This window comes from Allobosea sp. LjRoot9, assembly GCF_964252745.1.
Taxonomy (GTDB): domain Bacteria; phylum Pseudomonadota; class Alphaproteobacteria; order Rhizobiales; family Beijerinckiaceae; genus Allobosea.
On the sequence record NZ_CAXUPC020000001.1, the window covers coordinates 1,632,269 to 1,648,715 of the forward strand.

Here is a 16,447-nt window from a genome sequence, read left to right on the forward strand (position 1 = left end):
CGCTCCGGCACGCGCTGCCAACAGCTTCAGCAGCGACGCAGATCAGCCAGATTACGCGCACCGAGCATGCCCATCGTCACATTGAGTTCATGGCTCAGGAGATCGAGGACGCGCCCTGCCCCATCCGCGCCCCCGATCGCGACGCCGTAGAGCGTCGCGCGGCCGATCAGGACGCCGCTTGCACCCAGCGCCAGGAAGCGTGCGATGTCGGCGCCACGGCGCACGCCGCTATCGGCCAGGATCTCCATGCGGCCCCCGATCGCCGCGACGATGGCGGGCAGGACCTCGGTCGGGCCAGGCGCGCAGTCGAGATTGCGCGCGCCATGGTTCGAGACCACGATCGCATCGACGCCATGGGAGAGCGCCGTCAGCGCATCATCGACGCGCAAGATGCCCTTGAGGATGAGCTTGCCCTTCCAGCGCTGGCGTAGCAGGCGGACATCCTCCCAAGTCACATCGGTGGCGAGGCTCAGCTCGTCGGAGAGCGAGCTCCGCCCGAGCTGGGTGCGGAACTCCTCGGGATAATGCGCATAGGTCGGCACGCCCGAGGCGATCAGCGAACGCAGCATCACCGAGGCCGTCCAGCGCGGATGCAGCATCAGGTCGATGCCGGCGCGCGCCGAGGCCTTGAGCGGAATGCCGAAGCCGTTGCGCAGATTATATTCGCGGTTGGGCCCGACGGCGGTGTCGACCGTCAGCACCAGCGTTTCCGCCCCGGCCGCCCAGGCGCGGTCGATGAGCGCCAGCGTGCGCTGCCGGTTCTTCCAGACATAGAGCTGGAACCAGAGCTTTGCGCCCGATTCCGCCGCGATGCGCTCGACCGAGGTGATCGACTGGGTCGAGACGCAGAAAGGGATGCCGGCGCGCGCCGCTGCCTTGGCCAGCGCGATCTCGCCATCATGCCAGACCAGACCCGCCATGGCCGTGGGCGCAATCACAAGCGGAAGCGGCTGCGAATGGCCGAGGATCTCCGCCTCGAGCGAACGCTGCGACACATCGACCAGCACCGAGGGCGCGAGCCGGATCGCATCGAGCTGCCGCCGGTTGCCGGAGATCGAAAGCTCGTCCTCGCTGCCGCGGTCGAGATATTCGAACAGACCGTGCGGCAGGCGCCGTTTCGCGGCCCGGCGCGCATCCTCGACATTGAGGATATGGGCGAAGGCGGGCTTGGTCATCGCGGCAGCTTGAAGCCGATGCCCGCAATGCGCGCCTTGGCGACGACCAGATGCGCAAGTGCGAGATCGGCCAGGGCAAAGCCGCGGAAGCAGAAGAAGGAACGACGCCCGGCAGCAGTCGGATGCGGCGCGTTGGCAAGCTCGACGAGATCGTGCTGGAAGCGGACGGTCGTCACCGGCTGTCCGTCGACATCATAGGGCGCGCTCGACTGGGCGAGACTGTCGGTCACGAGCACGTCGAAGGCGGGTAGCGTTTCCGGACGCCAGCTGCGGCCGATATCGACCGCCGAGGCGAAGGCGACCGGCTTCATCCTGTTGGCATCGAGGAAAGGCCGCAAACCCGGCGCGCCGGGCACCATCGAGATCACGATGTCGCTTTGCGCGAGCAGCTGATCCGCATCCTCGACCACCTCCGCCGTGAGGCCACGCAAGGAGGCGGCTTCGGCGAGGCTCTCGGCCGAGGCGCGGCTACGGCTGAACAGCAGCGCAGAGGCGAGAGCTGGATAGAGATCGAGAAAGGCGGCGAGATGGGCGTGCGCCTGCAGCCCGCAGCCGACGAAACCGATCGTGCGCGGCGCCGGCGGAGCGAGCCTGGATGCCGCAACCGCCGACAAGGCAGCGGTGCGGATCAACGTGATCTCGTCACCGTCGAGCACCGCGATCGGCGCGCCACTCGCATAATCGCTGACGCAGATCAGCGCATTGATGCCTGGCACCGGACTTTTGGGCGTCACGGGCGCCATCGACACCCATTTCAGCGTCGCGATGGACTGCGCCGAGGAGGCAGCCGTCATCGCCTGGAAACCATGGCCGGGGCCGAGACCCAGCGCGCTCTTCGGCAGGCTCTGGTTCAGCCCGGCGGCATGGTCGCGGAAGGCCTGCAGCACGGCCTCGCGCGCCTCCGACGGCGCGATGGCAAGCGCCTGGACATCGCCGCGCGAGAGATAGAGCAACTCATTGCCCATCAGCCGAACCTCTTTGCCGAATAAGGAGACGGATCGAAGGGCGGAATGCGCCCGTCGATCAGAGCCGCGACCAGCTTCGCCGTAGCCGGAGCCTGGATCAGCCCGGTATGGGCATGGCCGAAGGCGTGGACCACATCGCGGCATGCCGAGGCCGCTCCGATACAGGGCAGCCCGTCCGGCGTCGAGGGGCGATGGCCCATCCAGCGGTCAATCTCGGCGCGCTCGAAGCGCTCGGCGAGCGCGGGAAACATGGTGCGGGCGAAGCCGAGCAGGATGTCGGCGCGGCGCCAGTCCGGCGGCGTCGAGACGGAAGCAAGCTCGACCTGCCCCGCGAGCCTGAGGCCCTGCGGCGTCGAGACCACGCCCATCTTGCCGTCGGACGGCATCAGCCCGGCGCCGAGCTCCACGCCCGGATCAGGGATCACGACGTGATAGCCGCGCTCCGAGATCAATGGCACGGCGTCGCCGGCGCGGCGGGCGAGATCGCGCGAACCGATGCCGGCGGCGATCACGGCGCGGTCGCAGGCGACGGAACCGTGATCGGTCTCCACCGCGCGCAAGCGGCCACTGGCGATGGTGAAGCCTGTCGCGCGGGCCGTGACGCGCGTCGCTCCGCGATGCAGCGCCAATTCGGCCAGGGCCCGGCAATAGGCGCCGGGATCGGCGACCTGGCCGCCATCGTCGAGTCTTGCGCCAAAGCGATAGGCTGCCCCGAGTTGCGGCAGAAGGCGGCGCAATTCATCCTCTTCGATCTGCGAGAAGCGCACGCCAAGGGCAGCACGCATCTCCCATTCCAGGGCTTCCGCCAGGAACTCGGTGCGATCGCGATAGACGAAGATCAGCCCCTCCCTGCGGATCAACTCCGGCACGCCGGCCTCCTGCGCCAAGGCGGCGTGGTCGGTGACCGTGTCCTTGCAGAGCGGGTAGCGCGCGGCGACGCAGGCCTCGATCTGCGCCCAGCTGCGCCCGGCGAGGATGAAGCGGACGAGCCAGCCGGCGAGCCCCGGCAGGTCGCGCCAGCGGATCACGAAGGGGCCGGTCGGGTCGAGCAGGAAGCCTGGAATTTTGCGCCAGAGGCCGGGAACGGAGATCGGCATGATCGCCGCCGGACTGAGCCAGGTGCCGTTGCCATAGGAGGCCGCCTGCCTGCCGCCAGGGTCCTCGGGCTCGATCAGAACGACTTTGTGCCCGCAGCGCTGGATCTCCAGCGCCGCGCAGAGGCCAATGATGCCGGCGCCGATGACGGCGACGGTCTGGGAAGCCTCGCGCGCCATCGCCTTGATCCGCTCAGCCGCGATTGTGGAAATGGCTGAGGAAGGCGCGGGTCGCGTCCTGCACCGGGTTCTCGATGACCTCGCGGGCCGGCCCTTCCTCGACGATCACGCCGTCGCGCATGAAGATGACGCGGTCGGCGACCTCGCGAGCGAAGCCCATCTCATGGGTGACGATGATCATGGTCATGCCTTCGGCGGCGAGATCGCGCATCACGCCCAAAACCTCGCCGACGAGCTCGGGGTCGAGTGCCGAGGTCGCCTCGTCGAACAGCATCACCTCCGGCTCCATGGCGAGCGCGCGGGCAATCGCGACGCGCTGCTTCTGGCCGCCCGAGAGCTTGTTGGGGAAGACATCGACCTTGTCGCTCAGGCCGACCTTGGCGAGCAGCCGGCGCGCCAGCGCCTGGGCCTCGACCTTCGGCATGTTCTTCACCGAGAGCGGTCCCTCCATGACGTTCTGGAGGACACTCATATGCGGGAACAGGTTGAAGTGCTGGAACACCATGCCGGTGTTGGAGCGGAAACGGGCCTGCTCGCGCACGCCAGGCAGCTTTGAGCTGTCGCCGAAGGAGAAGCTGCTCTCGCCGATCCGGATCTTGCCGCCTTCGGGGATCACCAGCAGGTTCAGGCAGCGCAGCAAGGTCGACTTGCCAGAACCGGAGGGGCCGATCAGCGCGACGACCGCGCCCGGTTCGACGGTGAGGTTGATGTCGCGCAGCACGGTCAGGGAGCCGAAGCTCTTGCGCAGGCCGGAGACCTCGATCTTGGGGTTCATCGTCGTGGCCTTAGTTGCTGTGCGCGAGTTGCTTTTCCGCGCGCTTGACGATCGCTGTCAGCGGCAGAAGCACGACGACATAGATGGCTGCGATCAGGGTGTAGGTCTCGAGCGCACGATAGGTGTCCATCGCCACGATCTGCCCCTGATAGAGCAGGTCCGGCACCGCCAGCACCGAGACCAGCGAGGTGTTCTTGAACTGGATGATCGACTGGTTCATCAGCGGCGGAATCATGCGCTTGATCGCCTGAGGCAGCACGATGCGGCGCATCACGCGCGCCGGCGTCATGCCCAGCGCGAGCCCAGCCTCCGACTGCCCCGGCTCGATCGAGACGATGCCACCGCGGATCACCTCGGCGTAGAACGATCCGCCATAGAGCGAGAGGGTCACGATCGCGGCGGGAAGCGCGTCGAGCTTGATGCCGGTCATGATCGGCAGGGCATAGTAGAACCACAGCAGCAGCACGAGCAGCGGCGTCAGCCGGAACATCTCGATATAGGCCCAGGAGAGCCAGCGCAGCACCGGCGAGCGCGAAATCTGGGCGATGCCGGCAACGAGCCCGACGACCATGCCGAGGATGACGATCGCGATCGTCAGCCCAATCGTCACCGCTGTTCCGGTCAGGAACAGCCAGCGATAGCCCCAGACGATGTCGAAATGCCACTGATACATTCTGTCCTCCTCCGGGAGGTTATTGGCGCCGCGGCCCCAGTCAGGCGGAAGCTACGACGCGAAGGCTCCGGGCCTGAGCCCGGAGCCAGTGGTCGGAAGGCTTCAGAATGTGACGCCCGGAGGGATGTCGTCGAGCGACAGATCGACCTTGGCGAGGCTGGCGACCACTGCCTCACGCACGATGCCGAGGCCGCGCGAATAGGTGATCCAGATCGAGACGAAATCGCGCCAGGTCTTGTCGGACTCGCGGCGGAAGCCGGCATTGGAGGTGGAGCCGAACAGAGGCTGCGGCACCACGACCTTGCCGAGCGCGGCGTCGCGCTTCACCGCGCGGACGCCACCCATCCAGAAGATGCACTGGGCGTCGACGCGACCGCTGCGCAGGGCCAGCGTAGCTTCATCGATCGACTTGAAGCGCACGATCTGAGCCTTGGGGCAGAGCCGGCCGGCGACCTGGTCATGGGCCGATCCGATATCGACCGAGATCTTGACCTTGGGGTCGTTGAGCTCGGCCCAGGTCTTGGGCTCGAAGCCAGGGCGCGCGATCACGACCAGCGCGCTGTCATAGACCGTGCCCGAGAAATCGATCGCCATGGCGCGCTTCGGCGTCGGGTTCAGGCCAAACATGATGTCGATCTTGTCGGCCTGCAGGTCGAGGATCGCATTGCCCCAGGTCGTCTCGACCAGTTCGAGCTGCACATCCATATCGGCGGCGAGCGCCGAGCCGATATCGTAGAACTGGCCGGCCCATTTGCCCGTCGCCTGGTCCTTCATGAACCAGGGCGCGCCGGCTGCGACCGCACCGAGGCGCAGCTTCTTGGTAGCGAGGATGCGGTCAAAAGTGTTCTGCGAAGCGCTCTGGGCGCTGGCGCTGCTGGATGCCAGCGACAGCGCGGTAGCTGCCACGGCGCCGGCCCCGATCAGGCCTGCGAGATCCCTGCGTGCAATCATGTCGATTCTCCCGATTGTTGAAAACAAGCCTCGTAACCGATGAGGCAGGCACCCGCTTGCGTTGGCGGGCCTTCCGTCCTGCGCCCCCCTCATCGAAGGCGACAGCGGATCGTCCCCCGGCTTCCTCACACGGCCTTCGCCGTGAGGAGGACGCCGGGGTTCATCAGATTCTGCGGGTCGAACAACGCCTTGACCCGCCCCATCAATTCGTAGCGAAGCGGATCGGCGAGACGCTCCAGCTCCTCGGTGAGCTTGCGGCCGACGCCGTGCTCGGCGCTGAAGGTGCCCTCAAAAACCGCAGCCGCATCATGGATCGCCCGCTCGACCTCGAGCGCGAAGGCATCCTCATCCGCCAGGCTGTTCCAGAATTCGTGCTGGAACATCAGGATGTAGTGCACATTGCCGTCGCCGAGATGGCAGACGACCTGCGTCACCGCCTGCGGAAAGCGCTCTGCTGCAACCTTGTCGGCGGCCGCGATGAAGGCGGCAGCGTCCGAGGTCCGCACCGCAACGTCATGGACGATGCCGATGCCTTCCTTCTTGTTCGCCTCCGAGACGGAATGGCGGACATGCCAGAAATCGGCGGCCTGCTGTTCGGACGCGGCCATGATCGCATCAATGATGCCGCCGCTCTCCAGGGCGGCGCCCAGCACCTCTTCCAGGATCGCATTCAGCGCGGTCGTGGCGTCCTCGCTGCCGAGCTCGATGAGCAGCGACCAGGCCGGGATCTCGGCGAAGGGAATGCGCACCCGCTCTTCATGCCGGCGCACCAGTTCGAACTGCGAGGCCGAGACCAGCTCGAAGGCCTGGATATAGGAACCGGCGCGGCCCTGCAGCGCCGCCAGCAGAGAAACCGCCGCCGCCGGATCAGCGACCGAAACCCAGGCATGGGCCGTGTTCGGCGTCTGGGGGTGGAGCCTGAGCGCCGCCCCGGTGATGATGCCGAGCGTGCCTTCCGCGCCGATGAAGAGATGGCGCAGCATGTAGCCGGTATTGTCCTTGCGCAGGCCCGCGAGGTCGCAGAGCACGCGCCCGTCGGCGAGCACGATCTCGAGCCCGGCGACGAGATCGCGCATCGGCCCGTAGCGCACGACGCCCGTCCCGCCGGCATTGGTCGAGATCAGGCCGCCGATCTGGGCGCTGCCTTCGCTGCCGAGATGCAGCGGAAACTGACGCCCTGCCCTCACGGCTGCCTCATGCAGATCCCCGAGGACGACGCCGGCATCGACGGTGGCGATCCCCGTCGCCTGGTCGACCGCACGGATGCGGTTGAGCCGGCGCAGCGAGAGCACAATCCCGATCTTGCCCTGCCGGTCGCTCTCCGGCACCGCGCCGAAGCACAGCCCAGTATTGCCGCCGACCGGGAAGACCGGCTGGCCCTCGGTGGCGCAGAGCGCAACCACGGCCGAAACCTCGGCCGTCGTCGCCGGGGACACCACGCAAAGCGCCTGCCCGCGCCGACGCTGGCGCCAATCGGTGATCCAGGGCTCCATCTCACCGGGATCGGTGATCAGGCCCTTGTCTCCGACGATGGCGCGCAACTGCTCGAGCACGACAGGGCCCTTCCAGGATCAGGCGAGGTTGATGGCTTTGGCGCCTTGCGCGGCAAGTTTGAGCTTCGCCAGCGTCTCCGGGCTCGGGCCCTGCAGTGGCAGGCGCACCCCGCCGACAGACATGCCGACGAGCTCCATATAGGTCTTCAGCGGGCCGGGATTGGTCTCGATATAGATCGCGTCGGTAACCGGATCGATCTTGTCCTGAAGCTTGAGGGCCTCCTTGAGCTTGCCCTGTCGGGCGAGCTCGAAGATCTCGATCCAGATCTTCGGATAGATCGAGGCGGAGGCGAGGACACCGCCTTTGGCGCCGAGCGCGATATGGGTGGCGAAGAGCGGCTCCTCGCCGCTCAGGATCGCGATCTTGTCGCCGGCATATTTCACCGTGCGGATGAAGTCCGGCATGTCATAGGAGGAGTACTTCATGCCGATGATCGAGCGGTCCTCGGCCATGGCCTGGACCGTGTCGGCGAAGGCCGCGACCGTGGTGCGGCGCGGGATCTGGTAGAGCATCACCGGCAGATCGAGCGCGTCGCGGTAGCGGCGGAAATAGGCGCGCATGCCTTCTTGCGTGCCCGGAGCGTAATAGGGCGTCACCGTCATCACGGCGGCGGCGCCGGCGGCGGCGAAATCACGGCCGGCTTCCAGCGCATCCTCGAAGCCGGTCGAGAGCACGCCGGGGATGACCGGCTTGCCGTCGGCCGCCTCGACGCAAGCCGCAACGATGTCGCGGCGCTCGCTGCGGGAAAAGGCGGGATACTCGCCGGTGCCGCCGATCGGCACGATGCCCTGGGCTCCGGCTGCCAGCTGGAAGCGAACGAGCGCCTGCAACCCCTTGATATCGACGGCCCCGTCCTGCGTCAGCGGGGTGACGATCGCGGTGTAGAGGCCGCTCAAATGATCTTGCGTGAGTGTCATCCGACCTGATCCTTGCGCCTAGCTCTGCCGCCTTCGCATCCGGAACCGGCGCCGTGCCGGCCCCGAAGAAGTTTTGCCGGCGCGCTGTCGGAAACGCAGCCTCATCGACGATCAGATGGCTGTCAATATGAAAATAGAAAAATGTCTTATACGACATTTTATGTCGAAAGCGGGCAGACAGCACGCTTCCCTTGGCCTAAGCTGGCGACTATGAGGTGCTCTCACTGGTTGCACTGGATCGCTGAGGGAGAAGCAGCATGCCGGAAATCTCGCTGGCTGAACGGGGCGATGCCGTTCGCGAAGCGACCGAGTATGGCGAGCGCGATTCCGCCCGGACCGGGGATGATCTCAGATCCGCGGTCGATATCGGCGCCCACCTGCTGAAGCTGCGCAAGAGCCGTGGGCTGACGCTCCAGGAGGTCAGCACGCTGACCGGTGTCTCGGCATCGGCGTTCTCGAAGATCGAACGCAACGAATTGTCGCCGACGATCTCGACCATGCAGAGGATCGCGCAGGGGCTCGGCGTCGAACTCGTCACCCTGCTGACTGACCAGGACAACAGCGTTGGCGCCTTCGGCGGCCGGCGCAGCATCAGCCGCGCCGGCGCGGGCAGCCGCCATACGACCGGCACCTGCAACAATGTGCTGCTCTGCGCCGACCTGAAGAACAAGCGCGCCACCCCGATCCTGACCACGGTGACGGCGCGCTCCCCCGACGAATACCCGGCCTGGGCCAAGTCGGAGGCGGAGATCTTCGTGATGGTGCAGGAAGGCACGCTCGTCGTGCACAGCCGTCTCTACGAGCCGCTGGAACTGAACAAGGGCGACTCGGTCTATTACGACGCCACGACCGAGCACACCTGGACCTCGAAGGGCCCCACCAACGCCGTGGTGCTCTGGGTTCTCGTCGATCTCTGAGGAGAGCGTGCGGTGCGGTTTCCTCCGCGCCCGCTCCCGGCCAGCCCCGACCGCGCTGCCGCGTTCGCGCCGGCATGCGGCTGGCGCACGCCCGCCATCCCATCACGCACGCGAAAAATCCTATTCGCCTGCGCGCTGCCAGCGGAAGCTGGGGGATAGGCTCTGGAGGTTTCAATGGGTTATCGGGTCGGCGTCGATATCGGCGGATCATTCACGGATTTCGCGCTGTTCGACGAGAATACGCAGAGCCTCAAGACGCTGAAGGTGTTCTCGCGGCCAGACGAGCCTGGCGCGGAGGTGCTCGAAGGCGTCAGGCTCGTCGGCGAGCGCTACGGCATCAAGCCCGGCGACATCACCTATTTCACCCATGGCACGACCGTGGGCATCAACACGGTGATCCAGCGCAAGGGGCTCAAGCTCGCTTTGTTCACCACGGAGCATTTCCGGGACGTGCTGGAGGTCGCCCGCCTCAAGATCCCGAACATGTACAATCTGTTGTCGAAGCGGCCGGAGCCGCTGATCCCGCGCGACCGCGTCTTCGGCATCGTGGGCCGCATGAAGGCGGACGGGAGCGAGGAAACGGCGCTCGATGAGGCCAGCGTCGCCCGCGCCGTGGCCGGCGCCCAGGCGGCAGGCGCAGAGGGCATCGTCGTCTCGCTGCTGCACTCCTATCGCAATGCCGGCCATGAGCGCGCCGTCAAGGCGCTCGTCGAGCGCCTGGCACCCGAGATCCCGGTGTTTCTCTCCAGCGAAACCTGGCCGATCATCCGCGAATATGAGCGCACCATCACGGCGGCGATCGGCGCCTATGTGCAGCCGCGCGTCGCGCATTATCTCGGCTCGCTGCAGGCGGCGCTCAGGGATGCCGGCGTCACGGTCGATCCGCGCCTGACCAAGTCGAATGGCGGCGTGATGACCGCCGAGCAGGGCAAGAGCGAGTGCGTGCAGATGATCCTGTCCGGCACGGCCTCGGGCGTGATCGGCGCGGCTTATGTCGCGGAGGTCTGCGGCATCAAGCACTGCATGAGCCTCGACATCGGCGGCACCTCGGCGGATGTCGCGATCATCATCGACGGCCAGCCGCAATATGGCGTCGGCGAGCAGATCGGCGAGTTCCAGATCCACATCCCATCCGTCTCAGTGAGCTCGATCGGCGAAGGCGGCGGCTCGATCGCCTGGGTCGATGCGCAAGGCGTGCTCAAGGTCGGGCCGGAAAGCGCCGGCTCGCGGCCGGGACCGGCCTGCTATGGCCGCGGCGGTACGCGCGCCACGATCACCGACGCCTTTGCCGCGCTCGGCCTCGTCGGGCTTTCGGAGATCGGCTATTCCGCCGTGACGATCGATCGCGACAAGGCCCGCGCGGTCGTCGGCGAGCTCGCCGGAAAGCTCGGCCGCAGCATCGAGGAGACGGCGGAGGCGATCATCCGCATCGCCGTCTCCGGAATGTATTCGGATGTCAGCGCGCTGGTCTCGCGTTTCGGCATCGACCCGCGCGATTTCTCCTGCCTCGCCTTCGGCGGAGCCGGCCCGATGATGGCCTGCTTCCTCGCCCGCGAACTCAACATGCGCGAGACGGTGGTGCCGCCGACGCCTGGCGTGCTCTCGGCATTGGGTGGCCTGATCGCCGACATCAAGAGCGACTTCATCAAGACGCTCTATGCCGATCTCGCCCCGGCCACCGGCGCGGTCATCCGCGACGAGTTCGAGGCCTTGAAGGTGAAAGCGCTCTCCTGGCTGCATGTCGACCAGGGCTATTCCGGCGAGCACCAGCTGACCTATTCGGCCGAGATGCGCTATCGCGGCCAGTCCTTCGAACTCGACACGCCTCTCGACGCCACAGCCGTCGCGGCTGGAGACACGAAGGCCCTCGCCGCCGCCTTCCATGCCGAGCATGAGCGCGTCTATGGCCATGCCGATCCCACGGCCGCCGTCCAGGTGATCTCGCTGCGCCTCGTGATCTCAGGCAAGACCACCAAGCCCGAGTTTCGCCGCCACGAGGCCGTATCCGAACCGGCGACGCCGCTCAGCCATGCCGAGGCCTGGCTCGACGGGGCCTATCGCTCGATCGCAGTGTTCAACCGCAACGACCTCAAGCCCGGCCAGCGCTTCGCCGGTCCGGCCGTCATAACCCAGGACGACTGCACCACGATCGTACCACCCGGCCTGACTGTGCGCGTCGATGAATACGCCAACCTTCGCATCGTTTCGGAGATCGCACCGTGAAGCTCGACAACACCACGCTGCAGGTTCTCGCCAATTACTGCGCGGCTGCCGCCGAGAGCATGGGCTGGACGCTGATGCGCACCGCCTATTCGACCTTCGTGAAGGAGACGGAGGATTTTTCCTGCCAGGTCCTGACCCGGGACGGGCTGACCGTCGCCTCGCCCAAGACCTTCGGGGCGACCTGGTACACCGGCCTGGATTATGGCGGCGTGATCTCGCTCTTCGACTATGAGGAGGGCGATATCTACGTCACCAGCGACCCCTATACCGGCAATGTCGCAACCCATACGCCCGACATCCATATGTGGAAACCGGTCTTCCGCGACGGCGAGATCGTCTGCTTCGTCGGCAACCACATCCACAACACCGATGTCGGCGGCGCCGTGCCGGCGACGCTCTCACGCACCCTGACCGAGATCCAGCAGGAGGGCCTGCGGATTCCGCCGATGCGTCTGATGCGCGCCGGCGTGCTGAACCAGGATCTGCTCGCCATCATCGCCCACAACGTGCGCCTGCCCGAGCAGAACTGGGGCGATCTCAACGCCCAGATTGCCTGCATCAATGTCGGCGAGCGCAAGATCCACGAGATCCTCGACCGTTTCGGCAAGGAGGACTTCATCACCGGGCTCGAGCAGTTGCTCGATTATGCCGAGAGCCAGGCGCGCGCCGTGATCGCGCAGATTCCCGATGGCGAATATTTCTTCGCCGACTATGCCGACGAGGACCAGACGGGCGGCTATCCCGTGCGCGTCGCGGTGACGCTCAAGGTCCATGGCGATACGCTGACGGTCGATTTCACCGGCAGCGATCCCCAGCTCGCCTCCTCGCTCAACATGCCCACAGGCGGCAAGGAGCGCCATTCGCTGGTGACGGTCGGGACGGTCTATGCGCTCTACTGCCTGGACCCGACGATGATGCTGAATGCCGGGCTGATGCGTCCGACGCGGGCCGTCCTGCCCGAGGGCACGGTGGTGAACGCGGTCAAGCCGGCGGCTGTCGGCATGCGCAGCCTGCTCTGCAACCTGGCGCAGACGGTCACCATCGGGGCCTTCTGCCGCGCCGTGCCGGAGCGGCTGCCGGCCTCGCCGGGCAGCGCCGTCAGCATCATGAACGTCAAGACCAGCACCAGATCCGGCCAGCCGATCATGGCCTCGATCGGCCCGGTCGGCGGCGGCGCCGGTGGCAGCGCCTTCGGGGACGGGGCCGAGGGCAGCGGCGCCAACCTCTCCTTCCTGAAGAACACGCCCGTCGAGATCAGCGAAGCGGAAATCCCGATCAAGATCCGCCGCTACGGGCTGGTGCCGGATTCCGGCGGCCCCGGCCGTCGCCGTGGCGGCACCGGGCTGGAGATGGAGTTCCAGCTCGACGCGCCGCAATCCCTTGTGACCGCGCGCAACCGCGACCGCTCGGTCTTCTCGGCCTGGGGGCTGGTCGGCGGCCGCTCGGGCGCCGTCTCGCGCTTCATCAAGAACCCCGGCACGCCGAAGGCGGTCGATCTCGGCTCGCAGGATATCGTCCCCTGCGATCCCGGCGACATCATCCTGATCCAGGGGCCAGGCGCCGGCGGCTACGGTTCGCCCCTGGAACGCCCGGTGGCCGACGTCCTGACCGATGTGAAGCGCGGCCTGGTCTCAGTCGAGCGGGCGCGCCTCGACTACGGCGTCGTCATCGGCCCGGACTTCGCTCTCGATGACGCCGCCACCGTCACGCTCCGCGCGCAAATGGCGGGAGAGGCCGATAGCGCGGAATTCGGCTACGGGCCGGGCCGCATCGCCTTCGAGAAGGTCTGGACGCGCGGACGCTATGCGGCGCTGACGCGCATCCTCGCGCAGGTGCCGGTGACCTGGCGCTATTTCGTCAAGCACCAGATCTTCCATGTCATCAAAAATCCGCCCTCCGAGGGCGGGCAAGGCGCGGCCGATATCTACCGCGCCTATGAGGATGTCGTGGCGCGTTTCACGGACCTGCCGCGCGTGGCTCCCGAGGATGCGCGCGCGATCGCCTGATGGGTTTAACGGGGCGGGCCGGTCAGGGCCGCCCCGGCCAAGCTCAGGCTACTGAGGCGCTTTCACGCTCCGGCAGGCTGCGCGCCGAGAAATCGCAGCAGTCCTGCGCGATGGCCGCCACGCGGGCCGCGAGCGGCGACAGGTCCCGGGCGCGGTGCACCGCGAAATAGCGGATCGGCGGAATGGCGGGCTCTGTCCTGATCACACGCAGAAGACCGCTCCTGATCTCGGGCGCGAAGTAGCTCGCGGTCAGGAAGGTGACGCCCAGCCCCGAGGCCGCGAGCCCGGCAAGCACGTTCAGACTGTTGCACTGGACGACGCGGTTGATCTGCAGGCCGTTCGCCAGCGCCCAGTCGAGCACCAGCCGCTGCAGGCCGGAGCCCTGCGTCTGGCTCAGGATCGGATATTTCGCCATCTCGCCCAGCGGGATGCAGTCCTCGACCGGACCGAAGCCCGGCGCCGAGACCCATTCGAGCTGGACAGCCTGCAGCGGCACCGCCGTCAGATCGAGCGTCTGCGGCGGATCGAGCCCGATCACGAGGTCGAGTTCGTTCGTGGTCAATTTGCCGAACAGGTCGATGCTCGCCGCAACCTCGGGCACCGGGACGAGGTTCGGATAGTCGCGCTTCATCGCGACGACGAGCTTCGGCAGCCAGGTCAGCGCGACGAGCTCGGTAGCGCCGAAGCGGAAGGGGCCCGAAAAGCTCGCCGGGCCGCTGGCCTCTTCACGGAAGCGCAGTTCCAGCGCCAGCATCTGCGCCGCGATCGGCAGGCTCGCTTCACCGGCCCGGGTCAAGCGCAAGGCATGGCTCGCGCGATCGAATAGCGGCCCGTTGGTAACAGCTTCGAGCTCCAGGATCCGTTTCGAGATCGTGGACTGAGCCAGGTTGAGGCGTTGAGCCGCTTCGGTGAAGCCGCCCAGCGTTGCAGTCCAATAAAAAGCCTCGAGCTGCTTCAGGCTGGCTGGCATGGCAGGGCCTTAAAAAATGAGACCTCGAAATCGCGCGCGACCGCCGCCCCCTAACTATGAAGAAAAGCGATCGCTTCCGCGAATAATATTCGCTTTCTGTCATTATTGCGACGTCACATATTGGTTGTCGTCGAAACCATTTTTCTGACGCAGGTTCAAAACCATGCCGCTGATCGGCCACCGCACCAACCCGAGCGCCCCCGCCGTTCCGGCTGCCATTCTCGACGCCTTTCGCGGCGCCGCTGTCGCGGTCATTTCCGACAATATGAACCGGCTGCACGGCACGAAGAGCCTCAAGCCCTATCATCGCTCCGGCCATCTGGTCGGCACCGCGGTGACTGTGAAGACGCGGCCCGGCGACAACCAGACCCTGCACAAGGCCTATGAATTGCTGCGCCCCGGCGACGTGCTGGTCGTCGATGGCGGCGGCGACGAGATCCAGGCGCTGGTCGGCGAGATCATGATGAGCCGCGCCAAGGCGATGGGCGTCGCCGGCTTCGTCATCGACGGCGCGATCCGCGATGTCGCGGCCTTCGTCGAGGCCGGTTTCCCCTGTTATGCCCGCAGCGTCACCCATCGCGGCCCCTACAAGACGGGGCCGGGCGAGATCAACGTGCCGGTCGCGATCGACGGCATGGTGGTGATGCCGGGCGATGTCGTGGTCGGCGATGCGGACGGCATCGTGACCTTCGACCGCGCCGACGCCGAAGAATTGCTGGCGCTGGTGCGCCAGCAGGAGGCGCGCGAAGCCCAGGCGCTCACCGACATCACTGAGGGCCGCCTCGACAAGCCCTATACCGGGATCGTCGAAAAGGCCGCGTCATGACCGTGACCGCCATCCCGCTCTCGGCGCGCGTCCAGCGCATCAAGCCGTCGCCGAGCATGGTCGCGCGGATGCGCGCCCAGGAGTTGCGGGCGCAGGGCCGCGACATCATCGACCTCACCACCGGCGAGCCCGATTTCGACACGCCCCTCCACATCCAGCAAGCGGCGACCGCCGCGATGGCGGCCGGAGAGACCCGCTATTCCCCGGTTAACGGCACGCTGCGATTGCGCAAGGCGATCGCCGCGAAGTTCGAGCGTGAGAATGGCGTCAGCTATCCCCTCGACCAGATCGTCGTCGGCAGCGGCGCCAAGCAGATCATCTTCAACGCGCTCGCGGCGACATTGGGCGAAGGCGACGAGGTCATCGTGCCCGCGCCTTACTGGGTGTCCTATCCCGACATGGTGCTCGCCTGCGACGGCACGCCGGTGATCGTGGCCTGCGGGGAAAACTCCGGCTTCAAGCTGACGCCGGAGGCGTTTGAGGCCGCGATCACGCCGAAGACACGCTGGCTCCTGCTGAACACGCCCTCGAACCCGACAGGCGCCTTCTATTCGGCCGCCGAGATGACGGCGCTGACCGAGGTGCTGCTGCGCCATCCGCATGTAGCGCTGATGACCGACGACATCTACGAGCATATCCGCTTCGATGGTGGCGAGCCGGTCTGCCCCGTAGCGATCGCACCCGGGCTGCGCGAGCGCACGCTCCTGGTCAACGGCGTCTCCAAGACCTACGCCATGACCGGCTTCCGCATCGGCTACGGCGCCGGCCCGAAACCGCTGGTGACGGCGATGAACGTCATCCAGTCGCAGACCACCTCGGCGGCAGCGGCCCCGAGCATGGCCGCGGCTGCAGCCGCGCTCGAAGGCGACCAAAGCTTCGTCGGTGAGGCCCGCCTCGCCTATCGGGCCCGCCGCGACCGGGCGGTCGCGCTGCTCAACGCGATCGACGGCATCACCTGCCTCACGCCCGACGGCGCCTTCTATGTCTACCCGTCCTGCGCCGGGCTGATCGGCCGGAGGACGGCTGAGGGCCATGAACTGAAGAGCGATCTCGATGTCGCGGTCTATTTCCTGGAGGAGGCCGGCGTCGCCATGCTCGACGGCTCGGCCTATGGGCTTTCGCCCTATCTGCGCCTGTCGATCGCGACATCTCTCGACGCGATCGAGGAGGCCTGCGCGCGGATGAAGCGCGCAAGCGACGCATTGCAACGATCATAAAAAC

The 16,447-nt window shown here is 66.7% G+C and carries 14 protein-coding genes; 5 read left to right on the forward strand and 9 right to left on the reverse strand.

Features of this window, described 5'->3' with window-relative positions:
• Positions 1-26: 26 nt before the first annotated feature.
• The 8 genes from ACSQ3P_RS07470 to dapA form a co-directional block, all read right to left on the reverse strand.
• On the reverse strand, positions 27-1,175 hold the full coding sequence (locus ACSQ3P_RS07470; RefSeq protein ID WP_436164935.1) for an alpha-hydroxy acid oxidase: 1,149 nt from the start codon (positions 1,173-1,175) through the stop codon (positions 27-29).
• Entirely contained in the window at positions 1,172-2,140 is a 969-nt protein-coding gene (locus ACSQ3P_RS07475) for a hypothetical protein (RefSeq protein ID WP_436164936.1), read from the reverse strand. The genes ACSQ3P_RS07470 and ACSQ3P_RS07475 overlap by 4 nt, the downstream gene beginning before the upstream one ends.
• Positions 2,140-3,414 carry an NAD(P)/FAD-dependent oxidoreductase gene (locus tag ACSQ3P_RS07480; RefSeq protein ID WP_436164937.1) on the reverse strand — a complete coding sequence of 425 codons (1,275 nt, stop codon included), beginning with the start codon at positions 3,412-3,414 and terminating at the stop codon, positions 2,140-2,142. Before ACSQ3P_RS07480 ends, ACSQ3P_RS07475 begins: the two co-directional genes overlap by 1 nt.
• Before the next feature lie 13 nt (positions 3,415-3,427).
• Complete coding sequence (locus ACSQ3P_RS07485; protein WP_436164938.1) at positions 3,428-4,189, reverse strand: amino acid ABC transporter ATP-binding protein; 762 nt, start codon at positions 4,187-4,189, stop codon at positions 3,428-3,430.
• 10 nt (positions 4,190-4,199) lie between these two features.
• A complete protein-coding gene (locus ACSQ3P_RS07490; protein WP_436164939.1) occupies positions 4,200-4,862 on the reverse strand; it encodes an amino acid ABC transporter permease in 663 nt (220 codons plus the stop codon).
• A 102-nt stretch (positions 4,863-4,964) separates the two neighbouring features.
• Positions 4,965-5,813 carry a transporter substrate-binding domain-containing protein gene (locus tag ACSQ3P_RS07495; RefSeq protein ID WP_436164940.1) on the reverse strand — a complete coding sequence of 283 codons (849 nt, stop codon included), beginning with the start codon at positions 5,811-5,813 and terminating at the stop codon, positions 4,965-4,967.
• Positions 5,814-5,938: 125 nt separating this feature from the next.
• Complete coding sequence (locus tag ACSQ3P_RS07500; protein ID WP_436164941.1) at positions 5,939-7,366, reverse strand: FAD-binding oxidoreductase; 1,428 nt, start codon at positions 7,364-7,366, stop codon at positions 5,939-5,941.
• An 18-nt stretch (positions 7,367-7,384) separates the two neighbouring features.
• Positions 7,385-8,284, reverse strand: coding sequence for a 4-hydroxy-tetrahydrodipicolinate synthase (dapA, locus tag ACSQ3P_RS07505; protein WP_436164942.1), 900 nt, complete (start codon positions 8,282-8,284; stop codon positions 7,385-7,387).
• A gap of 257 nt (positions 8,285-8,541) precedes the next feature.
• On the opposite strand from dapA, the gene ACSQ3P_RS07510 reads away from it, so the two are divergent.
• From ACSQ3P_RS07510 to ACSQ3P_RS07520, 3 genes are all read left to right on the forward strand, one after another.
• Entirely contained in the window at positions 8,542-9,201 is a 660-nt protein-coding gene (locus ACSQ3P_RS07510) for a helix-turn-helix domain-containing protein (protein WP_069691201.1), read from the forward strand.
• A 174-nt stretch (positions 9,202-9,375) separates the two neighbouring features.
• Positions 9,376-11,424, forward strand: a complete 2,049-nt coding sequence (locus tag ACSQ3P_RS07515; RefSeq protein ID WP_436164943.1) for a hydantoinase/oxoprolinase family protein — start codon at positions 9,376-9,378, stop codon at positions 11,422-11,424.
• Entirely contained in the window at positions 11,421-13,430 is a 2,010-nt protein-coding gene (locus ACSQ3P_RS07520) for a hydantoinase B/oxoprolinase family protein (RefSeq protein ID WP_436164944.1), read from the forward strand. The genes ACSQ3P_RS07515 and ACSQ3P_RS07520 overlap by 4 nt, the downstream gene beginning before the upstream one ends.
• A 43-nt stretch (positions 13,431-13,473) precedes the next feature.
• On the opposite strand, the gene ACSQ3P_RS07525 is transcribed toward ACSQ3P_RS07520, so the two are convergent.
• Positions 13,474-14,400, reverse strand: coding sequence for a LysR family transcriptional regulator (locus tag ACSQ3P_RS07525; protein ID WP_436164945.1), 927 nt, complete (start codon positions 14,398-14,400; stop codon positions 13,474-13,476).
• A gap of 163 nt (positions 14,401-14,563) precedes the next feature.
• Between ACSQ3P_RS07525 and ACSQ3P_RS07530 the strand changes: the two genes are divergently transcribed.
• Positions 14,564-15,226 carry an RraA family protein gene (locus ACSQ3P_RS07530; RefSeq protein ID WP_436164946.1) on the forward strand — a complete coding sequence of 221 codons (663 nt, stop codon included), beginning with the start codon at positions 14,564-14,566 and terminating at the stop codon, positions 15,224-15,226.
• The gene (locus ACSQ3P_RS07535) at positions 15,223-16,443 is read left to right on the forward strand and encodes an aspartate transaminase (protein WP_436164947.1); all 1,221 of its coding nucleotides are present in this window, start codon (positions 15,223-15,225) and stop codon (positions 16,441-16,443) included. Before ACSQ3P_RS07530 ends, ACSQ3P_RS07535 begins: the two co-directional genes overlap by 4 nt.
• Positions 16,444-16,447: the final 4 nt, after the last annotated feature.